The sequence below is a fragment of the Halorhabdus tiamatea SARL4B genome, from assembly GCF_000470655.1.
Classification (GTDB): Archaea; Halobacteriota; Halobacteria; order Halobacteriales; family Haloarculaceae; genus Halorhabdus; species Halorhabdus tiamatea.
The window spans coordinates 2,735,120-2,761,044 of sequence record NC_021921.1; the positions used below are offsets into that span (position 1 = coordinate 2,735,120).

At 59.2% G+C, this 25,925-nt stretch carries 26 protein-coding genes and 1 tRNA gene; 9 read left to right on the forward strand and 18 right to left on the reverse strand.

Annotation, left to right across the window (positions count from 1 at the left end; all coding sequences use genetic code 11):
• Positions 1-85 precede the first annotated feature (85 nt).
• Positions 86-1,021: a ring-cleaving dioxygenase gene (locus HTIA_RS13470; RefSeq protein ID WP_020936464.1), complete on the forward strand. Its 936-nt coding sequence runs from the start codon at positions 86-88 to the stop codon at positions 1,019-1,021.
• Positions 1,022-1,045: 24 nt separating this feature from the next.
• Here the strand turns inward: HTIA_RS13470 and HTIA_RS13475 are convergent, their stop codons facing one another.
• A complete protein-coding gene (locus HTIA_RS13475; protein ID WP_020936465.1) occupies positions 1,046-1,462 on the reverse strand; it encodes a DoxX family protein in 417 nt (138 codons plus the stop codon).
• 139 nt (positions 1,463-1,601) lie between these two features.
• On the opposite strand from HTIA_RS13475, the gene HTIA_RS13480 reads away from it, so the two are divergent.
• Positions 1,602-1,955 (forward strand): winged helix-turn-helix transcriptional regulator, encoded by a 354-nt coding sequence (locus HTIA_RS13480; RefSeq protein ID WP_008525406.1) that lies wholly within the window; start codon positions 1,602-1,604, stop codon positions 1,953-1,955.
• Between the two features lie 25 nt (positions 1,956-1,980).
• Here the strand turns inward: HTIA_RS13480 and HTIA_RS13485 are convergent, their stop codons facing one another.
• The 10 genes from HTIA_RS13485 to HTIA_RS13530 form a co-directional block, all read right to left on the reverse strand.
• Positions 1,981-4,734 (reverse strand): ATP-dependent helicase, encoded by a 2,754-nt coding sequence (locus HTIA_RS13485; RefSeq protein ID WP_008525405.1) that lies wholly within the window; start codon positions 4,732-4,734, stop codon positions 1,981-1,983.
• 54 nt (positions 4,735-4,788) lie between these two features.
• Entirely contained in the window at positions 4,789-5,730 is a 942-nt protein-coding gene (locus HTIA_RS13490) for a metal-dependent hydrolase (RefSeq protein WP_008525404.1), read from the reverse strand.
• 31 nt (positions 5,731-5,761) lie between these two features.
• Complete coding sequence (locus tag HTIA_RS13495) at positions 5,762-6,433, reverse strand: hypothetical protein (RefSeq protein WP_008525403.1); 672 nt, start codon at positions 6,431-6,433, stop codon at positions 5,762-5,764.
• Positions 6,430-7,047, reverse strand: a complete 618-nt coding sequence (locus tag HTIA_RS13500) for a hypothetical protein (RefSeq protein WP_008525402.1) — start codon at positions 7,045-7,047, stop codon at positions 6,430-6,432. Before HTIA_RS13500 ends, HTIA_RS13495 begins: the two co-directional genes overlap by 4 nt.
• A gap of 67 nt (positions 7,048-7,114) precedes the next feature.
• Complete coding sequence (locus HTIA_RS13505) at positions 7,115-8,446, reverse strand: FG-GAP repeat protein (RefSeq protein WP_008525401.1); 1,332 nt, start codon at positions 8,444-8,446, stop codon at positions 7,115-7,117.
• A 290-nt stretch (positions 8,447-8,736) separates the two neighbouring features.
• Entirely contained in the window at positions 8,737-9,015 is a 279-nt protein-coding gene (locus HTIA_RS13510; RefSeq protein ID WP_008525400.1) for a 4a-hydroxytetrahydrobiopterin dehydratase, read from the reverse strand.
• A gap of 86 nt (positions 9,016-9,101) precedes the next feature.
• Positions 9,102-10,418, reverse strand: a complete 1,317-nt coding sequence (gene hemA, locus HTIA_RS13515; protein WP_044950822.1) for a glutamyl-tRNA reductase — start codon at positions 10,416-10,418, stop codon at positions 9,102-9,104.
• A gap of 124 nt (positions 10,419-10,542) precedes the next feature.
• Positions 10,543-10,941 (reverse strand): DUF5778 family protein, encoded by a 399-nt coding sequence (locus HTIA_RS13520; protein ID WP_008525398.1) that lies wholly within the window; start codon positions 10,939-10,941, stop codon positions 10,543-10,545.
• Between the two features lie 147 nt (positions 10,942-11,088).
• Positions 11,089-11,283 (reverse strand): cold-shock protein, encoded by a 195-nt coding sequence (locus HTIA_RS13525; protein ID WP_008525396.1) that lies wholly within the window; start codon positions 11,281-11,283, stop codon positions 11,089-11,091.
• A 2-nt stretch (positions 11,284-11,285) separates the two neighbouring features.
• On the reverse strand, positions 11,286-11,480 hold the full coding sequence (locus HTIA_RS13530; RefSeq protein WP_008525394.1) for a cold-shock protein: 195 nt from the start codon (positions 11,478-11,480) through the stop codon (positions 11,286-11,288).
• Positions 11,481-11,588: 108 nt separating this feature from the next.
• Between HTIA_RS13530 and uppS the strand changes: the two genes are divergently transcribed.
• The gene (gene uppS, locus HTIA_RS13535; RefSeq protein ID WP_008525392.1) at positions 11,589-12,518 is read left to right on the forward strand and encodes a polyprenyl diphosphate synthase; all 930 of its coding nucleotides are present in this window, start codon (positions 11,589-11,591) and stop codon (positions 12,516-12,518) included.
• A 56-nt stretch (positions 12,519-12,574) separates the two neighbouring features.
• On the opposite strand, the gene HTIA_RS13540 is transcribed toward uppS, so the two are convergent.
• Positions 12,575-13,714, reverse strand: a complete 1,140-nt coding sequence (locus tag HTIA_RS13540) for an aldo/keto reductase (protein WP_008525391.1) — start codon at positions 13,712-13,714, stop codon at positions 12,575-12,577.
• Between the two features lie 115 nt (positions 13,715-13,829).
• Positions 13,830-14,081: a hypothetical protein gene (locus HTIA_RS13545; protein ID WP_008525389.1), complete on the reverse strand. Its 252-nt coding sequence runs from the start codon at positions 14,079-14,081 to the stop codon at positions 13,830-13,832.
• Between the two features lie 605 nt (positions 14,082-14,686).
• Here HTIA_RS13545 and HTIA_RS13550 point away from each other — a divergent pair.
• From HTIA_RS13550 to HTIA_RS16470, 5 genes are all read left to right on the forward strand, one after another.
• Positions 14,687-15,793, forward strand: coding sequence for a tyrosine-type recombinase/integrase (locus HTIA_RS13550; protein WP_021029403.1), 1,107 nt, complete (start codon positions 14,687-14,689; stop codon positions 15,791-15,793).
• An 89-nt stretch (positions 15,794-15,882) separates the two neighbouring features.
• Positions 15,883-16,116, forward strand: a complete 234-nt coding sequence (locus HTIA_RS16460) for a hypothetical protein (protein ID WP_021029404.1) — start codon at positions 15,883-15,885, stop codon at positions 16,114-16,116.
• Positions 16,106-16,492 carry a zinc ribbon domain-containing protein gene (locus HTIA_RS16465; protein ID WP_148290967.1) on the forward strand — a complete coding sequence of 129 codons (387 nt, stop codon included), beginning with the start codon at positions 16,106-16,108 and terminating at the stop codon, positions 16,490-16,492. The genes HTIA_RS16460 and HTIA_RS16465 overlap by 11 nt, the downstream gene beginning before the upstream one ends.
• A 4-nt stretch (positions 16,493-16,496) precedes the next feature.
• Positions 16,497-16,868 (forward strand): DUF2085 domain-containing protein, encoded by a 372-nt coding sequence (locus HTIA_RS15990; protein WP_008525387.1) that lies wholly within the window; start codon positions 16,497-16,499, stop codon positions 16,866-16,868.
• A 1,304-nt stretch (positions 16,869-18,172) separates the two neighbouring features.
• Positions 18,173-18,844 (forward strand): hypothetical protein, encoded by a 672-nt coding sequence (locus tag HTIA_RS16470; RefSeq protein WP_008525386.1) that lies wholly within the window; start codon positions 18,173-18,175, stop codon positions 18,842-18,844.
• A 1,704-nt stretch (positions 18,845-20,548) separates the two neighbouring features.
• On the opposite strand, the gene HTIA_RS13560 is transcribed toward HTIA_RS16470, so the two are convergent.
• Entirely contained in the window at positions 20,549-21,175 is a 627-nt protein-coding gene (locus tag HTIA_RS13560; protein ID WP_021029408.1) for a tyrosine-type recombinase/integrase, read from the reverse strand.
• 528 nt (positions 21,176-21,703) lie between these two features.
• Between HTIA_RS13560 and HTIA_RS13565 the strand changes: the two genes are divergently transcribed.
• A tRNA-Leu gene (locus tag HTIA_RS13565) sits at positions 21,704-21,788 on the forward strand.
• A 542-nt stretch (positions 21,789-22,330) separates the two neighbouring features.
• On the opposite strand, the gene HTIA_RS13570 is transcribed toward HTIA_RS13565, so the two are convergent.
• Genes HTIA_RS13570 through sdhC form a run of 4 tightly spaced genes read right to left on the reverse strand, consistent with a single transcriptional unit; the run spans position 22,331 to position 25,858 of the window.
• Entirely contained in the window at positions 22,331-24,160 is a 1,830-nt protein-coding gene (locus HTIA_RS13570; protein WP_008525383.1) for an FAD-binding protein, read from the reverse strand.
• 4 nt (positions 24,161-24,164) lie between these two features.
• Positions 24,165-25,100, reverse strand: coding sequence for a succinate dehydrogenase/fumarate reductase iron-sulfur subunit (locus HTIA_RS13575; RefSeq protein WP_008525381.1), 936 nt, complete (start codon positions 25,098-25,100; stop codon positions 24,165-24,167).
• Positions 25,097-25,465 (reverse strand): succinate dehydrogenase hydrophobic membrane anchor subunit, encoded by a 369-nt coding sequence (locus HTIA_RS13580; protein WP_008525379.1) that lies wholly within the window; start codon positions 25,463-25,465, stop codon positions 25,097-25,099. Before HTIA_RS13580 ends, HTIA_RS13575 begins: the two co-directional genes overlap by 4 nt.
• A gap of 3 nt (positions 25,466-25,468) precedes the next feature.
• A complete protein-coding gene (sdhC, locus tag HTIA_RS13585; protein WP_008525377.1) occupies positions 25,469-25,858 on the reverse strand; it encodes a succinate dehydrogenase, cytochrome b556 subunit in 390 nt (129 codons plus the stop codon).
• Positions 25,859-25,925 lie beyond the last annotated feature (67 nt).

The window sequence follows — 25,925 nt, forward strand, 5'->3', positions numbered from 1 at the left end:
ATCCCAACGACGTTGTGGTCGGCGATCCGGAGCCGGCTTCGCCGGTGACCGAACGGCTATCTGGCAGGGACTCCTATTTTCGGACATGCCGACAGACATTCCCGGAATCCACCACGTCACGGCGATCGCGAGCGGCCCACAGGAGAATTACGACTTCTACACGGAGACGCTGGGCCTCCGGCTGGTCAAACGTAGCGTCAACCAGGACGACACCTCCGTCTATCACCTCTTCTACGGCGACCGCGCGGGCTCGCCGGGAACCAGCATGACGTTCTTCCCCTACCCGGGAGCGCGACCCGGCCAGGTCGGGACCGGACAGGTAAGCACCACGGGGTTCACGATCCCGGCCGACGCCGTCGAGTACTGGCTCGACCGACTCGAGGGAGCAGGCGTCGACGTGGACGAGCCACGAGAACGGTTCGGCGAGACCGTGATCCCGTTGCGCGATCCCGACGGCCTCCCGCTTGAACTCGTCGGTGTCGAGGGCGCGCCGGCGGGCGATCCGCCCGCCGGACCGGTCCCCCCCGAGCGGGCGATCCGCGGGTTCTACGGCGTCACCCTCTCGCTCGAGGACACCGACAGCACGGTCAGAGTACTCGAGGAGATGGGCTACGAGGAGGCGGGCAGCGCGGGCGATCGAACCCGCTACGAGGCGAGCGGCGATATCGGGGCCGTCGTCGATCTGATCGCCGAACCCGACCGGGGGCGCGGTCAGCCGGGGGCGGGGACCGTCCACCACGTCGCCTTCCGGGTCACGAGCGACGAGCAGCCCGAGTGGCGGGAGCAACTCCAGACCCTCGGGCTCCGCCCGACAGAGATCGTCGATCGGAAGTGGTTCGAGTCGGTGTACACCCGGACACCGGGTGGCGTGCTCTTCGAGTACGCCACGGCCGAGCCGGGCTACACTGTCGACGAGGCCCTCGATTCGCTCGGCGAACGCCTCGTCCTCCCCGAGTGGTTCGAGGATCGCCGCGAGGAGATCGAGGCGGGACTGCCGCCGCTGTCGGTCGACAGTAACTGATTTGCCGCGGAAACGTTTCGCCGGTTAGAACAGACCGATGCCGACGCTGTAGGCCCACGACTGGGTTCCGGCGGCCGCGACGACGAGCGCGCCGCCGGCCATCACCAGGTTCTTCAGGAACGCCGTCATCTCGTCCTGCTGGTCGTCCTCGGGAACGGCCCAGAAGTCGTGCATCGTGACGGCCGAGATCAGGAGGAACCCTGCGAGTGCGACCGCGCCGACGACCGGGTAGACACCGGCGACGACGGCGAGTCCCCCCGCGATCAGGACAGCACCCGACGCGACCACGGAGAACCCCGGTGCGGGGAGCCCCTTGTATTCGGCGTAGCCCGTCATCTGCTCGCGCTGCATGAAGTGGTTGAGCCCCATGAACGCCAGGACGATGCCGAACAGGATCCGCCCGGCGAGGAGGAGAAGTCCCTCGGTTCCGGTGAACGCCATCAGGCGCTCACCTCTCGGGCGGCAGTCACGTTCTGCTGGCGATCGAGTTCGCATCCACAATCTGGTATCATTGCGTTAGGTAGTTCGAATCCGAACCTACTTATGAATTCGGCGATAAGAATGTGATCAAGTAACACCGATGTCACCGACGACAGTTGCCGACGAGCAGACGGTCGAGGAACAGAACGCGGCGGCCTGTCCGGTTGTCGAGGCCGTCGAGACGATCGGGTCGGAGTGGCGACTCGTCGTCCTGCACGAACTGGTCGACGGCGAGCAGCGATTCAACGAACTCAAGCGCTCGACGGGTGCAAGCTCACGGACGCTCTCCCGGGTCCTCGACGACCTGGAGGAGGCCGAACTCGTCGACCGCCGCGTCGAGGAGAAACCCATCGCGACCTACTATTCACTGACCGAGCGGGGCCAGGCGCTGTGTCCGGTCTTCGACGAACTCGAAGCGTGGGCCGACGAGTGGATCGACGGCGTCGAGGCGTAGGGCGGCGTACTCTCGGGACTCGAGATCAGTCAGTGACGGAAACCTCCTGGAGTGACTCGTCGTCGATCGCCTCCTGAACGCGTTCGTGGAACTCTTTCAGGACGGCCGACTCGTCCTCCGCCAGGACGACGTCGCTGGCCATCAGCGTCGCCAGCCCGAACGCCCGAGGGGTCGGCGAGTCGACGCGGTGATGGACGACACTGATTTCGCCGTCACCGATCGCGCCGAGCACGTCCTCGATCGCGTCCACGTTGAGTTTGTCTTCCAGGATTTCGCGGTAAGTCTCTTCGATCACCGCGAAGTCCTCGAGATCCTGTGCGAAGCCGAGCAACATCTCGCTGTTGACCTGCTGTTCGCTGGCTGATTTCTCGTAGCCCTTGTAGCGTTTCAGGATCATCAGCGACCGCGTCGCGTTGATCCGGAAATAGCGCTCGAGCAGGTCAGTCCCGTCGAGGCTGGCCTGGAGGTCTTCTCGCACGTCGCCCGGGTCGATCGATTCCAGCACGCCCACCACGTCGACCTTCCGGTTGAGCGGCATCGAGAGTGTAAAGCCGTGGTCGGCGACGGCGACCTGGACGTTCGCTGTGGCCTGCTGGGCGACGCGATAGGCCAGCAGTCGCGAGAGTCCGTCGTTGAACCGGCGGCCGTAGTTCGAGTGGACGTAGTACCGGCGTTCGTACGCCTCGCGGTCGCGCTCCTCCTCGATGACCAGCCGCCCGTCCGTGCTGACGCTCTCCGAGCCGGCGTAGCGCACCTGCTGGTCGAACATCTCGACGATCGCGCGGACGCTGTGCTCGTCGAGGGGGAACTCCCGCAGCCACAGCCTGGCCGCCGACTGGCCCCCCTCCGCGAGGCGATCGAATAGCCCCCGCTGGAAGGCCAGGATCTCACGGCCGAGGTCGTAACTGAGGGGCAATCGCTCGGAGTACCACGACGGGACGGTCGGGCGGGCGCTCGTGTGATCGACGTAGACCTTCGAGCCCCGACGGTAGCGAAACTCGTAATGATCCCCACCAAGGACGAACACGTCACCAGTTTCCAGGGTGTCGAGGTAGGACTCGTCGAGTTGCCCGATCCACTCGCTATCGCCACGCGTGAGCACGTCACACGTAAACGAGTCCGGAATCGTTCCGATGTTGGTCATGTAGATGACTCGCGCCAGCCGGCCGCGCTTGCCGATCAGCGTCTCGCCGACCGGGTACTCCTCGTAGTGGTACTCGCCGTCCGGTGGATCGTTCGTATCCCGCCAGATCTTCGCGTAGACGTTCTCGTCCTCCATGCCCGGATAGTCGGCGGTGAGATACCGAACGAGTCGCTCCCAGTCGTCGTCCGAATACGTTCGATAGGGATACGCACGCCGGAGGATACCCATGATCTCGGATTCCGGGCGCACCGCATTGATCGCCATGCCGTAGACGTGCTGGGTGGCCACGTCGTGGGCGTTCTCGGGAATGAACACCCGGTCGACGAAGCCCTCCTCGGCCTTCTTGAGCATGACCGCACACTCGAGAAGTTCGTCGCGATCGAGCGCGACGACTCGCCCGGTGACCGTCTCACCGAGCTGGTGGCCAGCCCGTCCCACTCGCTGGAGGAGTGCGGCGACTGACTTGGGTGAACCGACCTGCACCACCAGGTCGATGTGTGGCATGTCGATCCCGAGTTCGAGGCTCGTCGACGTGGTCACGACGTCGATGTCGCCCGACTTCAGGTCGGATTCGATGGCCTCGCGTTTCTCCCTCGAGAGGCTCCCGTGGTGACACCCCGAGTTGCCTTCGTCGTAGGCGTCGAAGCGCTCCCGGAGGTTGTGCAGGACGCGTTCGGCTCCCGAGCGCGTGTTCGTGAACACGAGCGTGTTTGTGTGCTCGCCGATCAATTCGTGCAACTGGTCGTAGAACCGGTCGTTGATCGTCGACTGTGGCGTGTGGATGAGGTCGTCGGTCGGCGTCGTGAGCTCCATGTCGAACTCGCGGGCGAAGCGGGCGTCCACGATCTCGCAATCGCGGGGATCGCCGCCCGGCTTCTCGCGGCCGACCAGGAACTCGGCCATCGTGTCCAGAGGCTCGACGGTCGCCGAGCAGCCGATTCGCGTCGGCGAGGTCTCGGCCATCGCTTCGAGACGCTCCAGCGAGACCGAGAGATGCGTCCCCCGTTTGTTCGCCGCGAGGCTGTGGATCTCGTCGACGATGACGTACTCGACGGTTTCGAGTTTCTTCTGGAACTTCGGTGAGTTCAGCAGGATGGCCAGCGTCTCGGGCGTCGTGTTGAGGATATGTGGCGTCTCTTCGAGCATCGCCTGGCGATCACTGTCCGACGTATCGCCGTGGCGGATCGCGTGGCGGATCTCGACGTCCTCGCCCCGACGGTCGAGTTTTGCGGAGATCTCCGAAAGCGGGACTTCGAGGTTGCGGTGGATGTCGTTGGCGAGACTCTTCAGCGGCGAGATATAGAGACAGTAGACGGAATTTTCCAGTCCGTCGTCGCCGCGGTCGCGACGGAAGAGCTCGTCGATGATCGCCGCGAAACTGGCCTGGGTCTTGCCCGAGCCGGTCGGCGCGGCGATGAGTGCGTTCTCGCCGTCGTGGATGTGCGGGATCGCCTCCTTCTGCGGTGGGGTGAAGAAGCCGCCGTTGTCGGGGACGTACGGACCGAACGTCTCGACCCACCATTCTCGAACGACGGGCTTGAACCGCGCCAGAACGTTGTCGTCGTCGATCCCGACGCTCTCAGGATCGAAACCGAGGTCCATGTCCGCGTCCGCGAGCAGTTCCCGTCCTCCCATTGGGTGGATCTACCTAATGGCCCGGATCGCCTTGTGTACTCGGGTCGGTGGCTGTCAGGCGATCGCCACGTGGGCGAGTGTGAAGGCCAAAAGCGCCAGCGTGATCGCAGCGAGCCCCGTCAGCACGGCTGTCAGTGCGCCGGGGGCCGTCCAGGGGCGCTCGCGACTGACCGCGCCCACGAGGCCGATGGGAAGGATCGTGGCGACGAACGGCACCGCGTGATCGACGGTCGCTCCCTCCAGGACGAGCGCCATCGGGGCGTAAGCGATGCCCAGCACAGCCCCGACGTGGACGTGTCGGCGAGGGTCGATTCCGAGGGCGGTGATGCCGACCAAGAGTCCGAACCAGATGACTGCCAGTTCTGTCCCGAACGCCACGAGGAGGTTCGCCGTCGGATCCCCGAAGAGCTCGATCCGGTTCGCGATCGGGACGACATCGAACGGGGCGAAGAAGGCCGGCGGCTCACCGGTCAGGAGGTCCGTGAACGGGTGGACGAGCAGTCCCAGCAGGGCAGCCCCGCCGATCGCGCGTGTCGAGAGTCCGACCTCGTCGGCGACCGTCGCGACGACCACGCCGGCGATCACGAACAACACGATCACGAGGCCGCCAACGGGGCCGTCCGTCACCGCAACCAGGGCAACGACTCCCGAGAGCGCAAGCCAGCCTGCGGCCCGCCGGACTGTCCACAGCCCGAATCCGAGGCTCCCGAGCACGGCGACGACTAGGGAGTGGGTCATCGTTCGGTGACGCTCATCCGTCGCGGTCCAGAAGTGATCGAACGCCGTGGAGTCTTCGGGCAGCGAGACGACCTGGAACGCGGCGTGGACGACATCGACGTCCGGCAACGAGGCGAACAGTGCGGCCGCCAGCCCGACCGCGATTGCGTATCGAAGTTCGATCCGACCGGAGAGGATCGACGGCCCGTCGGTCGGGAGCATGCGTCTCGTGAGTAGCGTCGCGAACCCGAACGCGAGGAAGGCGTGACCGACGAACACGCTCTCGTTTAGCGACCGGCGTATATGAACGTCACTCTCCCGGTGGTTCAGCCCTCTCGCCGCTGATTACCGACAGGACCTGCGAGACGAAGTCGTTGAGATAGACCGTCCCCCACGCCGCGACGATCGTGGCCCCGATGGTGTTGAAGATCAGGTCCTTCATCGTATCCTCGATGCCGTACTGAGTCAACACCGGTGAGCCGCCGATAGTCGTCGCGGCGGCGCTCGTGGTGAACTCGATGACTTCCCAGAAGACGCCGAAGGCGAGCACGAACATGAGGATGAACACGAAGACGAACCGATCCGGCAGATGGACCTCTTCCCAGTGTTCGTCCAGCGCGCGAATCGTCGCGTAGCCGGCCCCGGCGACGACTGACGCCGACAGCGCGTGAGTCAGATGGTCGTATCCGGGGATCGACTGATAGAATCCGGACCCGCCGGGCACACCGACGGTCCCCAACGAGTGTAAGAAGACAGCCGTCGTGATCCACAGCGTCAGCCGGGGGTCCATCGAGACGCTGTAGTCCCGTTCGAGCAGCGGTGGAATCTGCAGGACGACGAGGCCGATCGCGGCGTTGATCGAGATACCGACTGATCGGCGTTCGAGGCCGATGAACAGCAACCCGGTCAGGACGAACTCCATGAGCTTCGTGAGTTGCTGCTGGCGATACGTGCTGAGCCGAAGGCGCGAGCGGAGACTCACGCGCTCTCACCCCCGCGACGGACGCCGGCGTACCGACGCACGTACACCTCGAAGAACCCGCCGGCGAGCAGGCCAGCGACCGCCGAAGCGACGAACTCCCACATGAGCTGTTCCTCGATGGCGTCGTCGCTCAGCGCGGGATCGAGCAGCAGCGTCGTCCCGAGATACAGGTCAGAGAGCCACCGGGAGACGGCCCACAGTCCCGCGAAGGCTAACGTCGAGACGACGACGAACAGCAGCGCGAACTGGTAGTTCATCTCGACGTTCGTAAAGAGTTGCAACTCGACGGCCACGATCAGCGCGAGGGCAGCCACCGAGAGATACGTCGCGACCTCCCGGAAGGCGACGTTCACCCCGAAGGTGTACCCGAGCAACGGCAACGCGGCGAGGACGAACACCTCCCAGGGGATCATCACCAGCGGGTCGCGGCTGGCGACCGGCGGCAGGACTGCTAGCCCGCCAACGACCGCGGCGAAGCCAGCCCACAGTAGGTTCCCGAGGACGACATTTCCGAGGGCCGTCAGTGCGATGATGCCGACCAGCCCCCAGCCGAGTGCCGCATTGATCCGCGACTGACGCAATAGCGACGCCAGGTTCGAAGGGGTCGGTTCCATAGTATTTGTCTCGAACCCCCGAGGGAAAAGCTCCTCCCTCGGATCTGATTGGCGACCCGTTGCGGACTCAATCGAAGACGTATACTGTACCGGAACCGGCCGTCGTGTCCCCGCCCGGCGCACCGACGACTGCCGTAGTCCCGTCGCCGGACAGCGCTAGGGCATCGCCGTACCGACTGTCTCGCTGACTGCCCTCTGCCGTGAGTGCTGTTTTTGGTGTCCAGGACCCCACAGCGTGGGTGAAGACGTGGACGCTGACCGCATTCGAGTCCGTCAGTCCAGGGACGAGCGCCGTTTCCCCGTCGCCGGCCATCGCAACCGACGGTCCGAATTTCTGGGTGTGAGCGAGGGACAGTTCCGACCGGGACCACGATCCGTCTGCCCGATCGAAGACGATTGCCGATCCGCCAGTATCGTCGCCCGGACTGTCCCCGACGATCACCGTCGACCCGTCGTTCGAAACGCCGATTGCCTCGTCCAGTGGAACCGCTACGCCGTCTGCAAGCGGGAGCGTCGTCGTCGTCTCGGTCCAGGACCCGCCGGCCCGGGTGAACACCGAAACTGTATTTCCCCCGTTCGCACAGATGACGGCCGTCGATCCGCGATCCGCCAGCGCGACGCTCGATCCCAGACGGACCCGTCCATCGGGGTCCTCGGGTCTAACCGTCGCTTCCCGGGACCACTCGCCGTCGGATCGCTCGAACGCGAACGCCGCTCCCGGGACGCGCGCGGGCGTCGATCGGGGAGCGGCGACGACATCCGCCGTGATTGCCCCTCCGGAGAGCGACGCTACCCTTGCGGTGTCGTCGGACCCATCGACGTACTGCGGCGCGCCGACCAGTGCCGTCTTCCCGTCGTCAGCGATGGCGACGGCCGCGCCGAAGGCGTCGAAATACTGTCCTTCCGTGGGCGTGAACGCCGTGTCGACACTGAGTCGCGCATCCTGGTTCCACCCGTCGTCGGTGCGCTCGAACACGTACGCCGCGCCGGACACCAGTCCGTCCGTGCGCACGTCGCCCGTACATCCGATGACGGCCGTTTTCCCGTCGCCCGACAGCGCCACGCTGGCCCCGAACCCGCTAAACTCGGCTGTGTTCGTCGGGGAGAGCGTTGCTGTCCGGGACCACGAGTCGCCCGCCCGCTCGAAGACGGACACACCACTGGACTCGTCCCCGGCGGTAGTGGCGGCCGGTGCGCCGACGATGATCGTCGATCCATCGTTCGACACAGCGATCGAGTCGCCGAACTGGTCCCCGCTGGTGCCGTCCTCCGCGGTCAGTGTCGCCCGCTGTGACCATGATTTCCCCCCGCCCGGGGCGGCGATGCTTCCACATCCGGCAAGGCCCGTTACACCCGCCGCGCCGACGAGTCTGAGGGCGTCCCGGCGGTGTAGATCCATAGTCCCGAATTAACAACGAATGGGAAAAAGCTAGGGTGTTCTGGCGGGGCGGTGTTCAGATAAGCAGTACCAAAGAGTCTGTTTCTGCTTCCAAATCAGTCGAACCCTGATGGAATGAAAGGGCGAGCCAGTTTCGGGAACCCCGACAACGCAAGCCCTGTAGGCCGCAACGCGGCCGAAGCGGCAGCGAGGCGCAGGACCGAAACTGGCGAGAGCTTTCAGAGCACTCCCACCCCGTTTGTCCCCTTATCTGAACACTGCCTCTGGCGGACAGTGGCACAGCCGGCCACTCACTCCCGAAGGCCGTTGAATCGCCCGGCGAGTTCGAGGTCAGCGTCGGTTATGCCGCCGGCGTCGTGGGTCGTCAGCCGAATCTCGACCTCGCGCCAGCCGATGGTCAACTCCGGATGGTGGAAGGCTTCCTGGGCGAGGCCGCCCGCAGCCGCCGCGAAGCCGACGCCGTCGAGATAGGCGTCGAATTCGAAGGTCCGGACGATTTCGTCTTCGTCGCGCTCCCAACCAGCCGGGAGCCGCTCGTCGACTTCCCGATCGTCGAGTACGTCTGTCATACGTGATCACACGTTACTCGATGACAAGAACGTTCGGGCGAGGGCGAAAGCCCCCGGATCGACGGTTCGTCACTCCGCGTTGGCCCTCAATCGTCGGCGTCGACAGCCGTCGAGACGTGCTCCGGCACGGTCCCCTCCGCGCCCGCCACGCTCGGCGGGAATTCCTCGTCGCCGAAATCGGGGTCGAACAGCCGCAACGCCGTGTCGACAGTGGCCCAGTCGTCCGCCTCGGCGGCGTCTCTGAGCGATTTCGTCGGCGCGGCGAGTAGCTGATTGACCAGCGAGTCGGCCATCGCTTCGACGACCTCGCGCTGGTCGTCGTCGAGATCGAGCGTCGACAGCGCCTGCTCGACCTCGCGGGCCTTGACGCGCTCGGCGCTTTCGTACATCGTCGAGATCACGTCGTCGGCGCGCGAGCGCTTGTATCTGGTGAGCAAATGAGCGAGTTCGTCCGCGACGATGTCCTCGACGGTGGCGGCCGCCGCCTCGCGGTTCGCCCGTGTTTCGGCCGTCACGGCCTCGAGATCGTCGAGGTCGAAGACGTCGACGGTCGTCCGCTCGTCGACGGCCGGCGAGACGTCCCGCGGCTGACCGATGTCGACGACGACGGTTTCACCGGCCGTCTCGAAGGCAGCGGGTTCGAGGAGTGGGTCGGGGCTACCAGTCGCCGAAACGACGACCTCGGCGCGGTTGAGCGCCGCTGGCACGTCGTCCAGACCGATCGCCTCGCTCTCGACCCCGACGACTGACGCGACGTGTTCCGCGTGTGAGACTGTCCGGTTGGCGACGGCGAGGTGCTCGACGTCGCTTCGGTCGGCGAGCGCCTTGGCGGCGAGTGTCGCGATCTCGCCAGCACCGACGATCAGTGCCCGCGCGGCATCGAGATCGCACTCCCGTTCGGCGAGTTCGACGGCTGCACTTCCCAGCGAGACGACTCCCTCGTTGATCGACGTCTCGGTGCGGGCGCGCTCGCCGACGTGGATCGCCTTCGTGAGGGCCTCTTCGAGGACCGGCCCGAGCCCGTCGGCCGCGCGTGCGTCCTCGTAGGCGTCTCTGACCTGCCCGAGAATTTGATCTTCGCCAGGGACGAGCGATTCCAGTCCGGCAGCGACTCGAAGCAAGTGCCGGAGGCTCTCCTCGTGACCCATCTCGACGACCGCCGCGTCCGAGACGTCGGTGATCGCTCCCGACAGCGCTGTCTGGCCCGCGCTGGGATCGTCGGTGACTACGTAGCGTTCGGTCCGATTGCACGTCTGGAGGACGAACGCCTCACTCACACCGGGAGCGTCCAGAAGCTCTTCGACGCCAGCGCGCTGGCTGTCGGCCGCTGCCGCATCGATATCCTCGACGCTGCCGCGCTGATGAGCGACACTCACGGCCGTCACGTAGCCAGATCCCCTCACGACGTATCACCAGTCTCGTCCGAAATCACAGTTGCTACCGTTGGTCGACGTTGGGTTCGCTTGCATCTAAAGCCTTCCTAACCCGGCCCCCTTTGACGATACCCGGGCCGTCACAATGGTTCTGTCAGGGTGACTCGACGTCCTCGACGTCGTAACCCTCCTCCTGAAGGTCTGTGAGGATCGCCTCCGTGTCCGCACTGTCCTCGTAGTAGAACACCACGTCGAAGGTCCCGTCGCGCAACAGTTGCTGGCACTCCCAGACGAACTCCTCGCCCTCGATCGTCCGGCCCTGGTGCTGGTTGAGGCCGAACTCCGGGTCGTCGGTGCCGGAGTAGACGTACGTGTCGGCGTCTGTTGTCGCGTGTTCGGAAATGGCATCACCGATTTCGAGCGTCACGCGGTTGAGCTCCGGTTCCTCACTGTTGGGGACGTCCGTCCGGACGATCAGCCCTCGCAGTTCGATCTCGCCAGGTTCGATCAACGCCTCGGTCTGTTCGCGCAAGTCCTGCTCGGCCTGGTCCATGTCTCACAGTTCGGGTCGGCAGTAATACGACTCACGGTCTCCGAGCAGCCTGTCGGAAGCGCAACCGCTCGTCGTCCTGAGAGCGGAAGAAAGCGGGACGCCCCCGCTTCGACCGTATCTGTGCGTGGGAACCGTCTTCGACTCCGCTTACAGTCGGGTCAGATTCGTCGCACGCGGGCCTTTCTCGGCCTCTTCGATCTCGAATTCGACCTCCTGACCTTCCTCCAGGTCAGGGCCGCCGACGTCTTCCATGTGGAAGAACACGTCTTCGTCGGCGTCTTCAGTCTCGATGAACCCGTAACCGCCCGTATCGTTGAAGAAATCCACGGTGCCTGTCGCCATGCTTACAGCCTCGTGAGGTTCTTCGCACGCGGGCCCTTCTCGGCCTCTTCGATCTCGAACTCTACCTCTTGGCCTTCCTCGAGGTCAGGACCGCCGACGTCCTCCATGTGGAAGAACACGTCGTCGTCTGCGTCCTCAGTCTCGATGAAACCGTAACCGCCAGTGTCGTTGAAGAAATCAACCGTACCGGTCGCCATTGCAACTGGGCTAATGTGGCCGACGTATTAAAACCCTGCGGGTGGGGCCCCCGTCTTGGATGGTTCGGAACGGAAGACTCATGCGCGACGACGACGATCTATTGACATATGCGCTCGTGGATCCGAGACCGTGCGAACAGCGTCTACGAGCGACTGCTGAAGGGGGAGATCGACGGCGCTCCCGCACACGTCGCTGTAATACAGGACGGCAACCGTCGATACGCCCGCAAAGAGGGCGAGGAAACGTCGGAAGGCCATCGAGAAGGCGCTGAAACTACCGAGGCATTGCTGGAGTGGTGTGACGAACTCGGCATCGAGGAACTCACGCTGTATACCTTCTCGACGGAGAACTTCGACCGGCCGGCCGACCAGCGGGCGGTGCTGTTCGATCTCATCGAGGAGAAACTCTATGACTTCGCCGACGCCGATCGCGTCCACGAGGCTGGCGTTCGGATCCGGGCGATCGGCGAGACTCATCGCCTGCCCACACGCGTTCGGGAGGCGATCGACTACGCTGAATCCCGAACCGAAGGGTACGACCAGTTTCACCTGAACATCGCACTCGCCTACGGTGGGCGGGCCGAGTTGCTCGGTGCGGTCGAGGAGATAGCCAGCGACGTCGACACTGGCGACCTCGACCCGGGGGAAATCGACGTCGAAACGGTCGAAAACCGACTCTACGAGGGCCCGACTCGGGACGTGGACCTCATCGTCCGCACCGGTGGCGACGAGCGGACATCGAACTTCCTGCCGTGGCACGCCAACGGCAACGAGGCCGCCGCGTACTTCTGTGCGCCCTATTGGCCCGAGTTCCGGAAAATCGACTTCCTCCGGGCGATACGGACCTACGAACACCGGGCGGACTCCTGGCGGCGAACCCGGGCCAGACGCGCACTCGCGCTGGTTCGGGCCGTCAGCGACGCGGAGCTACACACTGCAAAGGGCGTCCTCCGGCGGTTCCGCGACTCACTGTCCCCTCGTGAACTCGAAGACGTCGACGTTTCGATCGACCCCGAACACGAACCCGGAAGCGACTAACTTCGAGCGGTCGGTGCTACCGATCCCCGACAGGGCTCATTGCCACTCACCGACAGCTACGCGCTGGCGGCCTCGAAACGTGCGTGAGCGTCTTCGAGCAGCGAGATGATTTCCAGGTTCTGCGGACAGGCCTCCTCACACTCGCCACAGGCGACGCAGGCGTCCGCACGTGCTGTGTCGTCCATGTCTTCGAGGGTCGAGACGACGGCGTCAGGATCGCCGCCGGTCTCCAGGCGGTTGTATAAGTCGAAGTTCCGCGGGATTTCGACCCCGGTCGGACACGGCATACAGTAGTTACAGCCGGTACAGTCGACGGCCATCAGTTCTTCAAATCGGTCGCGAGCTTCTTCGATAGCAGCGTGATCGTCCGCGGAGAACTGACTGACGCCGGATCGAGACGCGATCTCGACGTTCTCGTTCACCTGATCCATCGTCGACATACCGCTCAAGACCAGCGATACTTCCGGTTGATCCCACAGCCATTGCAGCGCCCACGCGACAGGTGGGCGATCGGCCGCGGCGCGTTCGAACGCTTCGGCGACGGGATCGGGGAGATCAGTCGCAAGCCGCCCGCCTCGAAGGGGTTCCATGACGATGACACCGAGCCCCCGATCGACCGCATATTGCAGCCCGTCACGTCCGGCCTGAAACTCCTCGTCGAGGTAGTTGTACTGGATCTGGCAGAAGTCCCAGTCGTAGGCGTCGACAATCTCTTTGAAAAGGTCGACATCGTCGTGGAAGGAGAACCCAACGTGGTCGATCTTCCCCGCGTCGTGGACGTCTTCGAGCCAACCGAAGACATCGACGGACTGGTAATTCTCCCAGAAGTCCTGACCGAGGGCATGGAGGAGATAGCAGTCGACGGTCTCGACGCCGAGTCGATCGAGCTGAGCGTCGAGATAGTGATCGAGGTCGGCCTGTGACTCGATCTCCCAGGACGGCATCTTCGTCGCGAGATGGACTTCCTCGCGATAGCCGTCTTCGAGTGCCTGGCCGACGACGCGTTCGCTCTCGCCGTCGTGATACGGCCAGGCAGTGTCGACGTAGTTGACCCCGTTGTCGATCGCCGTCCGGATCATCTCGATCGCGCGGTCCTCGTCGACTGAACCCTCCTCGTCGGTGGGCAATCGCATCGCGCCGAATCCGAGTGCGGACGGTTCCCAGTCGATCGACGAACCGAAGTCACGATATTGCATGGCGATACAGTCCCATGCAAGTATTGCCTATTTAGCGTTTGGGTGTCTGCTGGATCGCTGTCGGGTGGCGGCGATCCGAAACCGCTCGACCGAAAAATAGCGCGTATTGCGTCGATTAGATGTCGCGGCCGGTGTTCTGCCGGAGGCGTTCGTACATGTCTTCTGGGGGATCCACAGAGGCAGTGACGTCAGTCCCGTCGAAGTCGGAGACCCGGAGAAGTTCCGGTCCGTTCGTGCTGATCTGCCAGTAGAACGTATAGCGTTTCGTCTGCGTCAATACTGCGTCCTCTGCCGTCTCGTCAGTCGAGAGCTGCGTCGTCGTAAACGACGCGTCGGAGGGGCGGGACGACGGAGATTTACAGCTCATTGTCTATCTTTTCCTAAATGCGCCCAGACGTATAAGTACCTAGATCCAGATATCATTTGTAGGCATGTTACCGATAACCGTGTAAGTGCTTACACGGGTTGGAAATCAACTAACGCCCAATTTTGCCTTATATTGAATCGATTGTCAGAACAAGATGTGAATTAACCATACTCAGACCAACAATTATAGACGACCATTATAGACAGGAATTTTACTAATTTTCATGGCTGTGAATCCGACGCGTATGGAGTCGTGAGTGTGCAGTGGGCCAGAGTCAAGCGGTTGGAACTCACCCAATGTGTTACCGAAGTCGAGTCGTTCTGTGGAAGAGCGCTCACGCGACGAATCGACAGTCATTTTAATCCCCGTCCACCACGTTGGAATGGAGTTAATCGCAGGAAGCGCGTGGGTAGCCAAGCCAGGCCAACGGCGCAGCGTTGAGGGCGCTGTCCCTTGGACCCACGCCGTCCCCCTCTCGCAGTTTTCTGCCGTCGTGAACGTGATACAAATGAGTATTCACAAGCCACGGCGAAAACTACCCACATTGCTGAATCGGCAAATCAATAGACGGCAGGGCGATCCCTGTAACAGTCAGGCTAACGACAATGAGTGACGAGACTATTGCTGTCAACGGGGATCGACACGACGTGACGTTAGTGCCTGACCCGTCACACGACTGTCTCAACCAACGACAACGAACGGATTACAAGGAGTTTAGACGAGAGTTAGCACAGTGGTTACTCGGGTTCGGCAAAGATCCTGACCATGCAGAGGGGTATGCAGGTTCGACAGTCAGACGACGGATGCACGACATTGACGTGTTCTACAGGTGGGTGTGGGACGAACGTGACGGCTACACCCTGTCGATAGATACAGACGCACTTGACGACTACTGCCGGTCACTCGTCTACTCGGATCACTCGGATGCCCACAAGTCCAACGCACAGAAGTCACTCAAAACACTTGCCCGCTATCACGACGACATAGACGACTGGGACCCGTCAGTCACGTTTAGCGGGGATAGTGCCCGACAGCAACCACGGGATTTCTTCACCCGAGAGGAACGTCGGCTACTTGAAGAGGCGTCACTGGAATACGGGGGCGTGTCTCAATATCACGAACTTGCTCACGACGAGAAGAAAGAGTTGTCCCACCGATTCCGCAAGCCGATTGACGCAATCGACAGTGATGACGTACAACGGGCAAACGGGTTCAAAGTCCCTTCACTCGTGTGGACATCGTTAGATGCAGGCCTTCGACCTGTTGAAGTCGGACGTGCCCGTGTCTCGTGGATCGACCTGTCCAATGCACGACTGTTGATTCCCGCAGAAGAGGCATCGAAGAGTCGTGATAACTGGAAGGTCGCTTTACGAGAACGGACAGCAACCATGTTAGAACGGTGGCTTGAGGAACGTGAGTTGTACGACAAATACGACGAGACAGATGCACTATGGTTGACCCGTGAGGCACACCCCTACTCGTCACGGTCCCTCAAGTACCTCTTGGGGAAGTTGTGTGAGACGGCAGGGATCGACACGTCGAATCGGCAAATCAGTTGGTATGCCATACGCCACTCGACGGGCACGTACATGACCCGCCAAGAGGGGCTTGTAGCCGCCAGTGAGCAATTGCGTAACTCACCGAAGACGATGCAACGGTACGACCAAGCTCCGACAGAGGACAGACGTGACGCCCTGAATCGGATGGGGTAAGGCAGGAATCTATTCGCACTCACCGATATACAGGGGCGAATTCTAACCCAACGGTAGTTTTTTGCCTCTTTCCTGAATGGGATTAAGATATGATAGTTGAATCGTTATGGATTCCCTTATCAGGGCTATCCCTTCTCACGCTCGGGTTCGTAAGCTGTTGTTGTGGGGGGAGTCAACAACAACAGCAACAAATCTTAAAAGATGACGACGACGAGCCAAAACGAATATGTCCTGAATGTGGGTTAGAAAATCCAAGAGAGGCTGAATACTGTGGTGACTGTGGATTTTCGTTTAAGAGGGACAGTGAAGACAATGACAACTGAAGAAGACAAGTCATTCACTGATAGCGTAGAAGAAGTTCCAACAGCAAACTACGAAGAAGATCAAAGTCAAAAGGATAGTGACAATTCAGATGGGGCTTTAGTCGGTGGATTAGGGTTACTATTGGTAGTAGTTAGCTGGTTTTTCTTCGCTCAGGGACAAGTAGTTATCGCCGTGTTTTTTCTTGTTCTTGCATTTGTGATTTTGATTGTGTTTAAACCAGAAGATGCTACACCTTTCAAGGATATTAGTGAAGGTTTGGAACAGGCACAGTCATCTTCTAAACCCAATCAAAAGAAGATTTGTCAAAATTGTGGGTGGCAAAATCCCAAAGATAACAATTATTGTCATGACTGTGGGGAAGAATTGAATCCATAGACAAATGAGTCAGATTCTTGAATGGGTATTTCAGAAGTCGCAGCTGTTCCGTTCCTATCCCTTCTGCCACTCACGTCCAGATCGTTCCTTTTGTTACAATGGTCGATATTTTGGACTCTGTGCCCGTTGCACAACGATGTATTTGGGCGGCATTCTGACTATACTATCCTCCCCAATTTGGTCAATACTCAGCCCGCAATACGCGATTGTATTAGGAGCCATTTCACTAGTTCCAGGGGGGCTTGACGGAACAACTCAAATGTTTGGTGATCGGGAAAGTAATAACAGACTGAGAGCAATTACAGGATTTCTCTTAGGTGTCGGAATAGTATTCATTTCTTATGGAGTAGTCACACTTATCACAAACATTGGGTAGTATTTTATCTGATAGGATTTCCCAAACTCTGTTATAGATGTTTCTTTCTCTCTAAGGCTGTCATAGGGCTCTCACGCCGTTTGATGAATTATACAATGGTTGGCACTCGATTGGCGAACAAATCGATTGTTTCCCTATTCACGGCCCTTAGAATTGACTGTGGGGGCAGTGACGTGGGGCACAGTTGGTTTGAAATGAGAATAGGATGGTTACCACTTGTTTTCTCAACAAACTTCACAGAACACCACTCACGCCGATATTTGAGGGACTGTAACGATCATGATGGTACAGGGGCTTGGGGGTCTCCGTGCAGAGCGACACGACCACTCGGGGATCATCTCCACTACGTTCCGATGCTTTCCCCAACGCTGGGTCGTCTTCTCTGCTCGACCCCAACAGCATTAGGAAGGCAGGCAACCAACTCAATCGACCCGCAATACCGTGTAATCAGCTGGGGGCCGTCTAACAGAGATTTGAAGGCATACGTTCGAATGAACGTGATAATCCATATCTCTGTTCTCAACTAGGTAACTGTGACATGGGAGTGAAACAGCGGGTGAACGTCGATTACGAAGTAATCGTAAGTGAACCCCGTTGTTGAACGACTACTTACCTGTTGGCGTTACACCCAACTAGTTCTAGTACAAGTATGTATAGTAGGTATCTACGCGCGTAACCCTCACTCCCCTGCCCCCCATATGATAACATTGTAGGCCAAAGATATGACGTATTAGCCACTCTACTGTTTGATTTTGAGGGGTGGTTTATATCAATAGTTTACTAATTAATTACAGTATTGTTAGAGTAGTAATTTAACCCCGAAAAAATAGTCTGTTTAGGTATACTACTGCCGAATCATATGTAGTCAGATACTATCAATATTCAAATCATTTAAGTATCTCTCGTTACAATGTCTAGATATGTGGGGGAAGTAATGACAGAATGAGTATGCAACTACGAACGGGCAAGTGGTGTCGATTGCAAACAACTAATCGCAGTACATCGCCGTGTAGTCAGATATTTCACTCTATGTCACGCAAGTCTATCCGCGTTGATCGACAGATTGCTGACCAGTTGAATAGTCAGTTTGACGACAAAACATACTCCCAAACAATTGCAATATTGGCGGGAGAGTTTCTTGGACGGTCAGGTTCGTGTAGTCACGGCCACATTGAACGTTCGAGGGAGGAAACTACGCCGATCAAGGTTTCCAGTAGTTGTTACACAGTTTTGAATGAAATGAAATCAGACATTTTCCATGAGCCAGATACGGTTTCGATTAACGACGTGCTTGAAGTGATAGCATGAGTCGGAGTGACAGATGGGTCAATAAGAATGACCCGACAGACGTAGGTAAAGATTTTGACAGTGATTATATTAATCAGGATAATGACGGTGAACCCGCAGACGATTGCATTTCAGACACCGTTGGTCCGAGAGAACACCTGTTTGACCCGAAAACAGATCCCGATGACGAATTTGAACATGGGGACGATACAGACGAATATGAGTCAAACACTTCACTGCCGAATGAGTCGGGTGCCCGTACAATTTGGGACGGGAAAGACGCTAATGCGTTCGAGAAAGGTGGATTGCGCTACAAACACCATGTAGGTCTGCCGACTATTCGGGGTGATGGTGGTGAGTTTGACCGAAACAAAGACGATAATTACCGATACGTCAATACGATAGTTACGAAACTGTTCCCATCGAAAGAAGAGTGGTTTACAGATCGGGTGACGTACATGGTGATGGATGACCCGTATCTAAATTCAGCATGGTCACGTCACTACGACGGTATCATTGGAGCAACAGTCGGCTATTGCGGGGTGATTATGGACGATGACTCCCCCATAGAGACGATTGTGAGTGAGATAGGTGTTCAACCTAATTTCGAGGAAAAGACCGACATAGCCGACTGTATTGGCTATGCTGAAAAACGGATTGAAGAACGTAAAGATGTAACTACACCTTAGTAAAGGGGCAACAGGGAGAAATGATAACCCCCGTTCCCCTGGAATTTGACATTGATTTGACGACCTCTCCACGGAAGCCGCAGAGAGTTGAGTGGGGAATCTCACCCCACTCACTTACAAACCTTCTAGGCCAAAGACAGTTGTATTAGTCTCTCTACTACACGTTTCTGGCCTAGAAGGTAATGATATGAAGAGGTTGAAAGTATGAGATATTTGAAGCAAGGTCTTGAAGTTGGAGAGGAAATCGAGTTTGGAGAGCTCAATCACGTCGAATTGAAGTCGTCTAGTGGGGGTGTGGCGTTAGAAGCAATCTCACAGGGCGAAGAGGAACCTCACGTTATTCTAAAAGAAAGTGGACTTGACAGAGGAGAGTCGATCGACCTGCATGAAGACGCCAAATTGCTAGGTCTTTCGTCGGGCAATTCGTTTGTCGGGTCAAGTGTTTGGTATGCGTTGCCAAGGAGCGTGTATAACGAATGAACCTGTCGTCTAAGATGATTCAAGAGTGCGATGGGCAGGTTCGTGACGATCGGCCAGATTATGTTGAAGAACTTACCTTACAGAGAAAGGTCGGGTGGCAGGAAGGTTCCCCCATCGTTGGCGATCCCGTTGGGCTCGGAGACGACTTGAGTCAAGGTTACGAACATTACCGACGTAGGGACGAATTGTTTCAACCTGATGCGGGCAAGTTCCTATCTGAGTTATTCGAGTCAGACTATATCACGTCACTCGAAGACGCTAGTGAAGAGTTAAATACGGAAAAATCTACCCTGGAAAAAGCCTGTGACCTTCACGGTATTGACCTGCCTGAATCACAGTCGAGTGACCCACAGGAACCTGAATCCGATACGTTCGTATTCCCGAATGGAGAGAGTTGGCCCCTCGAATTGCTACAAGAGCCTGTATACGCCGACGTGAGGGTCCTTAGTCAGCTGTTGGCTACGAACGGTATGTCCGTTGAGGAATCCGCCAGGTACATATCAGACCGCTTTGAGAGCAACGTGACTGCTAGTGACGTTCGGCAAGAGGCTCAGAGAGTGAACATTCTCTAATGCCAATATCCCGTGACGACTTGTGTGACGGGGAGAGAGTGAGGGAATTGCACAGAGAGGCACAACTGTCTGATAAAGTTGGTGACAATCCCGTCATGGCACTCGATTTCTACCTAAGACATGAATACGAAAAGGATGGGAACATCCGTATCTGTGATGTCGCTACTGCCCTAGGTAGGTTTACTGACGTTGACCCACATGACTCTCTGAAATCATCTGCTATGGTTGCCCGCATACACAGGGAGAGCGAGCGAAGTTGAGTGGTGGACTCCTGACAATTACGTAACATCTTTTTTGACAGAGTTAATCAAATACGGGTGAGGGGGCGGGGACACACCCATTTCCTGTTAGAAATATAATGAGAAAGTCGGTTGATCGGTACATTCCCGTGTCGAAGGTGGGGGTTGACCCGAAAGATCATGGTTCCAGTAGGACTCTGACCCGTAACCGACTCTCTTTTCACATATTTCTACTAGAAACAAACCTATGATAGTCTCTGTTCTCACATTTTGTTCTTCCTCTTTCCAATGCTGTTGCTGGCGAGAAGACGAACCGAACGTTGGGGGAAACTCACGGAGTGAGGAAACCCGAGTGTTCGTGTCGCTCGCCAGATAACTGTGCTGTCACTTTCTTCGAGAGAAACAATTCCGTATTAGACTCGACGGAAGTGATCGTAAATCTGTTCTGTGGTTTGAATACTTCTGTGCCTGAGACGGTTTCTCACATCGTATAGCGTGTTCCCCTCTTCAACGTTCATCATGCGATATGCAACGCTGTGACGGAGCGTGTGAGGAGTTACGTTCGAAGGTCCCACAGGTTCGTTTTTCTTCTTTGTCGTTAAGGGACGTATCTCACCCACCTCTGCCGCCTTTGAGACGACATTACGGACGGATTCCGTTGTCATCCGTGCCGACTGGCGTGACGGGAATAATGCCTCACTGTCTTTCCACCGATTCGAGAGGTATTTCCGTAGGTCCCTGACTGTCGAGTCGGCTAATTCTATTTCTGTGTACGTCGGGGAATTGTCGTTCGGATAATCCTTCTGGATGTCGGGGGGTAGCCGTATGATCCCGTCATCACAATCAACCATGTCCACGTCGAGAGCAACTACTTCCCCGACACGTAACCCCGTGTCATAGATTAACTCAATCAACACGTCGTTCCTGTCGGCCAAGTAGCTGGCAGAGGTTTCGATTGTAGCGTCACGGAGCTTCTCGACTTGCTCAGGTTTCAACCAGTAGGTGGCTGTCTGAGTTTGGGAATTTGTTGATTCGGGCATGATCGTACCCCGTCGTATATAAACGAATGACCCGCAGGCACTTGTGAGTTTGGGTTTCTATTAGAGAAGTCCCAATGACACTCATTTGATAGTTGTGAAAGCCAAATCCGTTGCCATACGCGCCTTACGCGCACGCAGACGCTTCTAATAGATTTTTCTGGCCCTTTCACACCCGTTTTCTAATCAAATCTCTGGCTACTTTCATACGAATCATGTTCAAGTCGAATAAAATGTTGTGTATTGTTGGCAATCGGAAAGTTTCGTGAAGGCACGTTCCTACTGGACCCGAAGAACCTACCCCCCGTCACAGGCCTTCACCCGTTTACGGGCTTGCGATTTGACGAACGTGGGTAGCCTATGGACAATCGACACAGTGATTTAAGGCAATCGGGTGATTGAGTCTACAGTGACGGCAGAAAACTATCAGTCATGTCCACTGTGAGAGTGAAGGAATGTCGGGGACGGAAGCCAAACGAAAGCGACTTTAGTATGCCGACTACAACAGTGGAATGCAGACAGCGAACAAGCGCGTGGGTAGCCAAGCCAGGCCAACGGCGCAGCGTTGAGGGCGCTGTCCCGTAGGGGTCCGCCGGTTCGAATCCGGTCCCACGCACTATTCTAATCGAGCAACGCGAGATTTGATAGTGGTCAGACCGGATTCGAATCCTGAAAGTCACAGCCCGGAACGGCGCGTAGCGCCGCATGCCCGGAATGTCTTCATCCTGTTCAAATCCGGTCCCACGCATCTTCTGAAGGAACGGACGTGACTGAAGAGATGCATCACGTCCGATTCGAGCATCGTCACGAGTGGAGCGAAGTGACGGAAGTTCGAATCCGGTCCGATACTCGATTTGAGAACGTTGGCTGTTTGCGAACAGCTGGGACGTCTGAACCCGATCTCCGCACCGATCAAGCGACCCATGTGCCTCATCTTAAAATCAGATATGATAATTCCAGAGTAACATTTATACCATTCCATGCCACTAATGGAAATGTGGCACCGCAAGGTGCCCGACTTTCCCACCCCCCCACCCCCACCCCTATTCGTTCGCCGTGACCAACGTTCGGAAGCGACTGCTCGCACTGTTTCGCTACTACACGTAATTCTGGCAGAGACGACGGTTCGGTTCGACCACGAAAAGTGCAATCGGCGTCCTAGTAACTGCGATCGACTGGTTCGTAGGTCTTCTCGTCGCCTTCGAGGATGACCGGGACGAAATAGAGGTCGAGGTCGCCGTCGTCCCACGCGATCATCGTGTGTTTGAGCCACTCGTCGTCCTTGCGGGTCTGGTGTTCGGCCCGCCAGTGTGCGCCGCGGAACTCCGTCCGGGCGAGTGCGCCGAGCGCGATCGTCTCCGCGAGGTCGATGATGTTACGCGTCTCCAGGGTGTGGATGAGATCAGTGTTGAAGGTTCTCGAGGGGTCCTCGACGGCGACGTCCTGATAGTCCCGTCGGGCGTCCTGGAGTTCCTCGAGTGCCGTCTCGAGCCCCGTTTCCGTCCGGAAGACGTTGACGTGTCCGGTCATCGTCTCCTGGACGTCAGCCCGGACCTCGGCGTGGTTGGTGCCGTCGCGTTCGAGAAGGGTTTCGATCCGTTCGCGTTCGGTCTCGACCTGCTGTTCGACGACGGCTGCGGGGTCGGCGGCGACGCCGCCGTCGGCTGCCACGTCCTCGTTCGCGTTTTCGAGTGCCCCCGGCTCGACGCCGGGTGAGACGTCACTGGTCTCCGTACGGGCAGAGGGGCCGACCGGGATTTCGGCGGTCTTCATGTCCCGGCCGGCGGCGTGATAGCCAGCGCGCTTGCCGAAGACGAACAGTTCGGGCAGGGCGTTGCCACCCAGCCGGTTCGCGCCGTGGACCGAGACGCAGGCACACTCCCCGGCGGCGTACAGTCCCTCGATGCAGGTCTCGCCGTTCTCGTCGGTCTCGATGCCACCCATCTGGTAGTGTTGGCCGGGCTTGACCGGCATCGGCTCTTCCAACCCGTCGACACCCTCGAAGTCCGCCGCGAGGTGGAGGATGTTCTCCAGACGATCCATGATCCGCTCCTCGCCGAGGTGACGCATGTCGAGGTGGACGTACTCGTCTTCGATGCCACGTCCCTCGTTGACTTCGGTGAGTTCCGCCCGCGAGACCACGTCTCGGGAGGCGAGTTCGCCCTCGTTGTTTGCGTAGCCGTGCTCGAACATGAAGCGCTCGCCCTCGGCGTTATAGAGGATCCCGCCTTCACCTCGGACAGCCTCCGAGATGAGGACGCCCGTCGAGGGCAGCGACGTCGGGTGAAACTGGACGAACTCCATGTCTTCGAGAGGCACGCCCGCCCGGTAGGCCATCGCCTGGCCGTCGCCGGTGTTGGCGACAGCGTTGGTCGTGTGGTCGAATACCTGGCCGAGCCCGCCCGTCGCCAGGATGACGCCGTCCCGCGCCCGGAATCCCTCGACTTCCCCTGTCTTGATGTCGTAGGCAGCTACGCCGTGGCACGTCCGCTCTTCCGGATCGTCCTCGTCGGTCACGGCGAGGTCGGTGACGTACCACTCCTCGTAGACCTCGATGCCACGTTTGACCACCTGCTCGTACATCGTGTGGAGCAGGTGATGGCCCGTCTCCGCGCCGGCGTAGGTCGTCCGCGGATACGACAGGCCGCCGAAGGGACGCTGGGAGACTGTGCCGTCCTCTTCGCGGGAGAAAGGCATCCCCCAGTGTTCGAGTTCGATGACGTCCTCCGGGGCGTCCCGTGCAAGGGTCTCGATCGCCGGCGCGTCTCCGAGGAAGTCCGAGCCCTTCATGGTGTCGTAGGCGTGGTCTTCCCAGGAATCGTCGTCCTGGAGGGCAGCATTGATCCCGCCTTCCGCTGCGCCCGTGTGACTTCGGACGGGATGGAGCTTCGTGACGATCGCTACGTCTGCGCCCTCTTCGGCGGCCGCGATGGCCGCCCGGAGTCCTGCGCCGCCCGCACCGACGACGATGACGTCGTGTTCGTGCATTTTATCACCAGAATTTGATGTCTTCTTTGATCGCTTCACGCTTGAGTTCCTGAATGTGTTCGGTCAGCGGGATGTCCTTCGGACAGACCTCGGTACAGGAGAACTGGGTCTGGCACCGCCAGACGCCGTGTTCGTCCTCGACGATCTCGAGGCGCTCCTCCCGGCGTTGCTCGCCCTCCCGCTCGTCCATGACGAATCGGTAGGCCTTGTTGAGTGCCGCCGGGCCGAGGTACTCGTTGTCGCCCGCAGCGACGTTGCACGAGGACATGCACGCGCCACACTGAATGCACCGCGTCGAGAGCTTGACTTTCTCTCGATTCTCCCGGGTCTGGCGTTGCTCTTCGAGTTCGTCTTCGGGCAACTCGTCGGGCTCGAAGTACGGCTCGACGGCATCCATCTGCTCGTAGAAGTGCTGCATGTCCACGACCAGATCCTTGACGACGTCCTGGTGGGGGAGCGGCTCGACCCGGACCGGCTCGTCGAACTCGTTGAGCTGGGTCTTACACCCCAGGTACTGCGAGCCGTTGACGAACAGCGCGTCCGACCCACAGACGCCCTGCTGGCAGGAGTGCCGGAAGGTGAGCGTCGAATCGTAGTGATCGCGGGCGTAGATCAGCGCATCGAGGACAGTCATCCCCTCCTCGTAGGGAACGTTGAAGTCCTCGAAGCGCGGTTCGGTCTTGCCCTCGACTTCGGGGTCGTACCGGAAGATCCGGAGGTGCGTCGTCTCCTCGTCGAGGTCGGCCCCCGCGGCCGCCCGCTCGTCGCGTTCGGCCATTCGCTCTTCCTTCTCGGCCAGCCGGCGTTGCTGGTGGGACGAGACTTGCGGTTCGGGGATCGCCGGCTCGGCTTCGGTCTCCGTGTCTGTACTGGCTTCGACGTCAGTCTCTGGCGCCGATTCGGCGTCCGACCCAGCTTCTCCGTCTGACTCTGTGCTCATAGTGAAATCCCTGCCATTGCGAGTGCGACTCTGATTCCCTGTCCGATCAACAGCAACCCGGCGACCGTGAGTCCGTACTTCGCGACGCGCTTGCGGGCCCCGGAGATGCCCTGATTGATCAGCGCGTTGTAGATACCGTTGACGCCGTGGAACGTCGCCGTCACGAGAAAGACGACCATGGTCGTAAAGTACCCTACCTGTTGCATCCGGGCCTGCGTGCCGGCAAAGGAAATCTCAGCGGCGTGATTGACGAAGTGCAAGAGGAAGAAGTGAAACGCGAGCGTTCCGATCAGGATGACGGCGGTGATCCGCTGGAGGAACCACCGCGTGCCGCCTGACTCGAAGGAGGAGTAGTACTCGGCCATGACTTACAGCCCCCCGAGGAACGTCGGCACGCTGGCGACGGCGATCGCCCCGGTGATCACCAGCGACGCGTAGAAACTCTGGTCTTGTCGCTCGAGTCCGAGACCGAGGTCGACGAACAACAGCCGGACGCCGTTGAGCATGTGAAAGACCGCGACGGCGAGGAGTCCGACTTCGAGCAACCGGACGATCGCCAGCGCTTCGAGGCCGCCCAGTGTGCCATTGTAAAGCTCCGCGCCGCCCGTCGCCGTACTCAACACGGCGATGTGCGTGAACAGGTACCCCACGAGCACCCAGCCGGTGAACTTGTGGAGCACCCACGCCCACATCCCGGCGGAGAACTCGCGCCATCGCCCGAAGTCCTCGACGGCTCCGCGGTCGTAGGTTTGGGCCATACTGGCACACGACGGCCCGGACTATCATAGTTGTTGTCCCCGGGTTACGATTCGCCGGTTTCGGGTG

Excerpts from the sequence above, each read along its gene's own strand:
- HTIA_RS13470 (WP_020936464.1), top strand. The coding sequence starts at position 86 with ATGCCGACAGACATTCCCGGAATCCACCACGTCACGGCGATCGCGAGC.
- HTIA_RS13475 (WP_020936465.1), bottom strand. The coding sequence starts at position 1,462 with ATGGCGTTCACCGGAACCGAGGGACTTCTCCTCCTCGCCGGGCGGATC.
- HTIA_RS13480 (WP_008525406.1), top strand. The coding sequence starts at position 1,602 with ATGTCACCGACGACAGTTGCCGACGAGCAGACGGTCGAGGAACAGAAC.
- HTIA_RS13485 (WP_008525405.1), bottom strand. The coding sequence starts at position 4,734 with ATGGGAGGACGGGAACTGCTCGCGGACGCGGACATGGACCTCGGTTTC.
- HTIA_RS13500 (WP_008525402.1), bottom strand. The coding sequence starts at position 7,047 with ATGGAACCGACCCCTTCGAACCTGGCGTCGCTATTGCGTCAGTCGCGG.
- HTIA_RS13505 (WP_008525401.1), bottom strand. The coding sequence starts at position 8,446 with ATGGATCTACACCGCCGGGACGCCCTCAGACTCGTCGGCGCGGCGGGT.
- HTIA_RS13510 (WP_008525400.1), bottom strand. The coding sequence starts at position 9,015 with ATGACAGACGTACTCGACGATCGGGAAGTCGACGAGCGGCTCCCGGCT.
- HTIA_RS13520 (WP_008525398.1), bottom strand. The coding sequence starts at position 10,941 with ATGGACCAGGCCGAGCAGGACTTGCGCGAACAGACCGAGGCGTTGATC.
- HTIA_RS13525 (WP_008525396.1), bottom strand. The coding sequence starts at position 11,283 with ATGGCGACAGGCACCGTGGATTTCTTCAACGATACGGGCGGTTACGGG.
- HTIA_RS13530 (WP_008525394.1), bottom strand. The coding sequence starts at position 11,480 with ATGGCGACCGGTACGGTTGATTTCTTCAACGACACTGGCGGTTACGGT.
- uppS (WP_008525392.1), top strand. The coding sequence starts at position 11,589 with ATGCGCTCGTGGATCCGAGACCGTGCGAACAGCGTCTACGAGCGACTG.
- HTIA_RS13540 (WP_008525391.1), bottom strand. The coding sequence starts at position 13,714 with ATGCAATATCGTGACTTCGGTTCGTCGATCGACTGGGAACCGTCCGCA.
- HTIA_RS13545 (WP_008525389.1), bottom strand. The coding sequence starts at position 14,081 with ATGAGCTGTAAATCTCCGTCGTCCCGCCCCTCCGACGCGTCGTTTACG.
- HTIA_RS13550 (WP_021029403.1), top strand. The coding sequence starts at position 14,687 with ATGAGTGACGAGACTATTGCTGTCAACGGGGATCGACACGACGTGACG.
- HTIA_RS16460 (WP_021029404.1), top strand. The coding sequence starts at position 15,883 with ATGATAGTTGAATCGTTATGGATTCCCTTATCAGGGCTATCCCTTCTC.
- HTIA_RS16465 (WP_148290967.1), top strand. The coding sequence starts at position 16,106 with ATGACAACTGAAGAAGACAAGTCATTCACTGATAGCGTAGAAGAAGTT.
- HTIA_RS15990 (WP_008525387.1), top strand. The coding sequence starts at position 16,497 with ATGAGTCAGATTCTTGAATGGGTATTTCAGAAGTCGCAGCTGTTCCGT.
- HTIA_RS16470 (WP_008525386.1), top strand. The coding sequence starts at position 18,173 with ATGAGTCGGAGTGACAGATGGGTCAATAAGAATGACCCGACAGACGTA.
- HTIA_RS13560 (WP_021029408.1), bottom strand. The coding sequence starts at position 21,175 with ATGCCCGAATCAACAAATTCCCAAACTCAGACAGCCACCTACTGGTTG.
- HTIA_RS13570 (WP_008525383.1), bottom strand. The coding sequence starts at position 24,160 with ATGCACGAACACGACGTCATCGTCGTCGGTGCGGGCGGCGCAGGACTC.
- HTIA_RS13575 (WP_008525381.1), bottom strand. The coding sequence starts at position 25,100 with ATGAGCACAGAGTCAGACGGAGAAGCTGGGTCGGACGCCGAATCGGCG.
- HTIA_RS13580 (WP_008525379.1), bottom strand. The coding sequence starts at position 25,465 with ATGGCCGAGTACTACTCCTCCTTCGAGTCAGGCGGCACGCGGTGGTTC.
- sdhC (WP_008525377.1), bottom strand. The coding sequence starts at position 25,858 with ATGGCCCAAACCTACGACCGCGGAGCCGTCGAGGACTTCGGGCGATGG.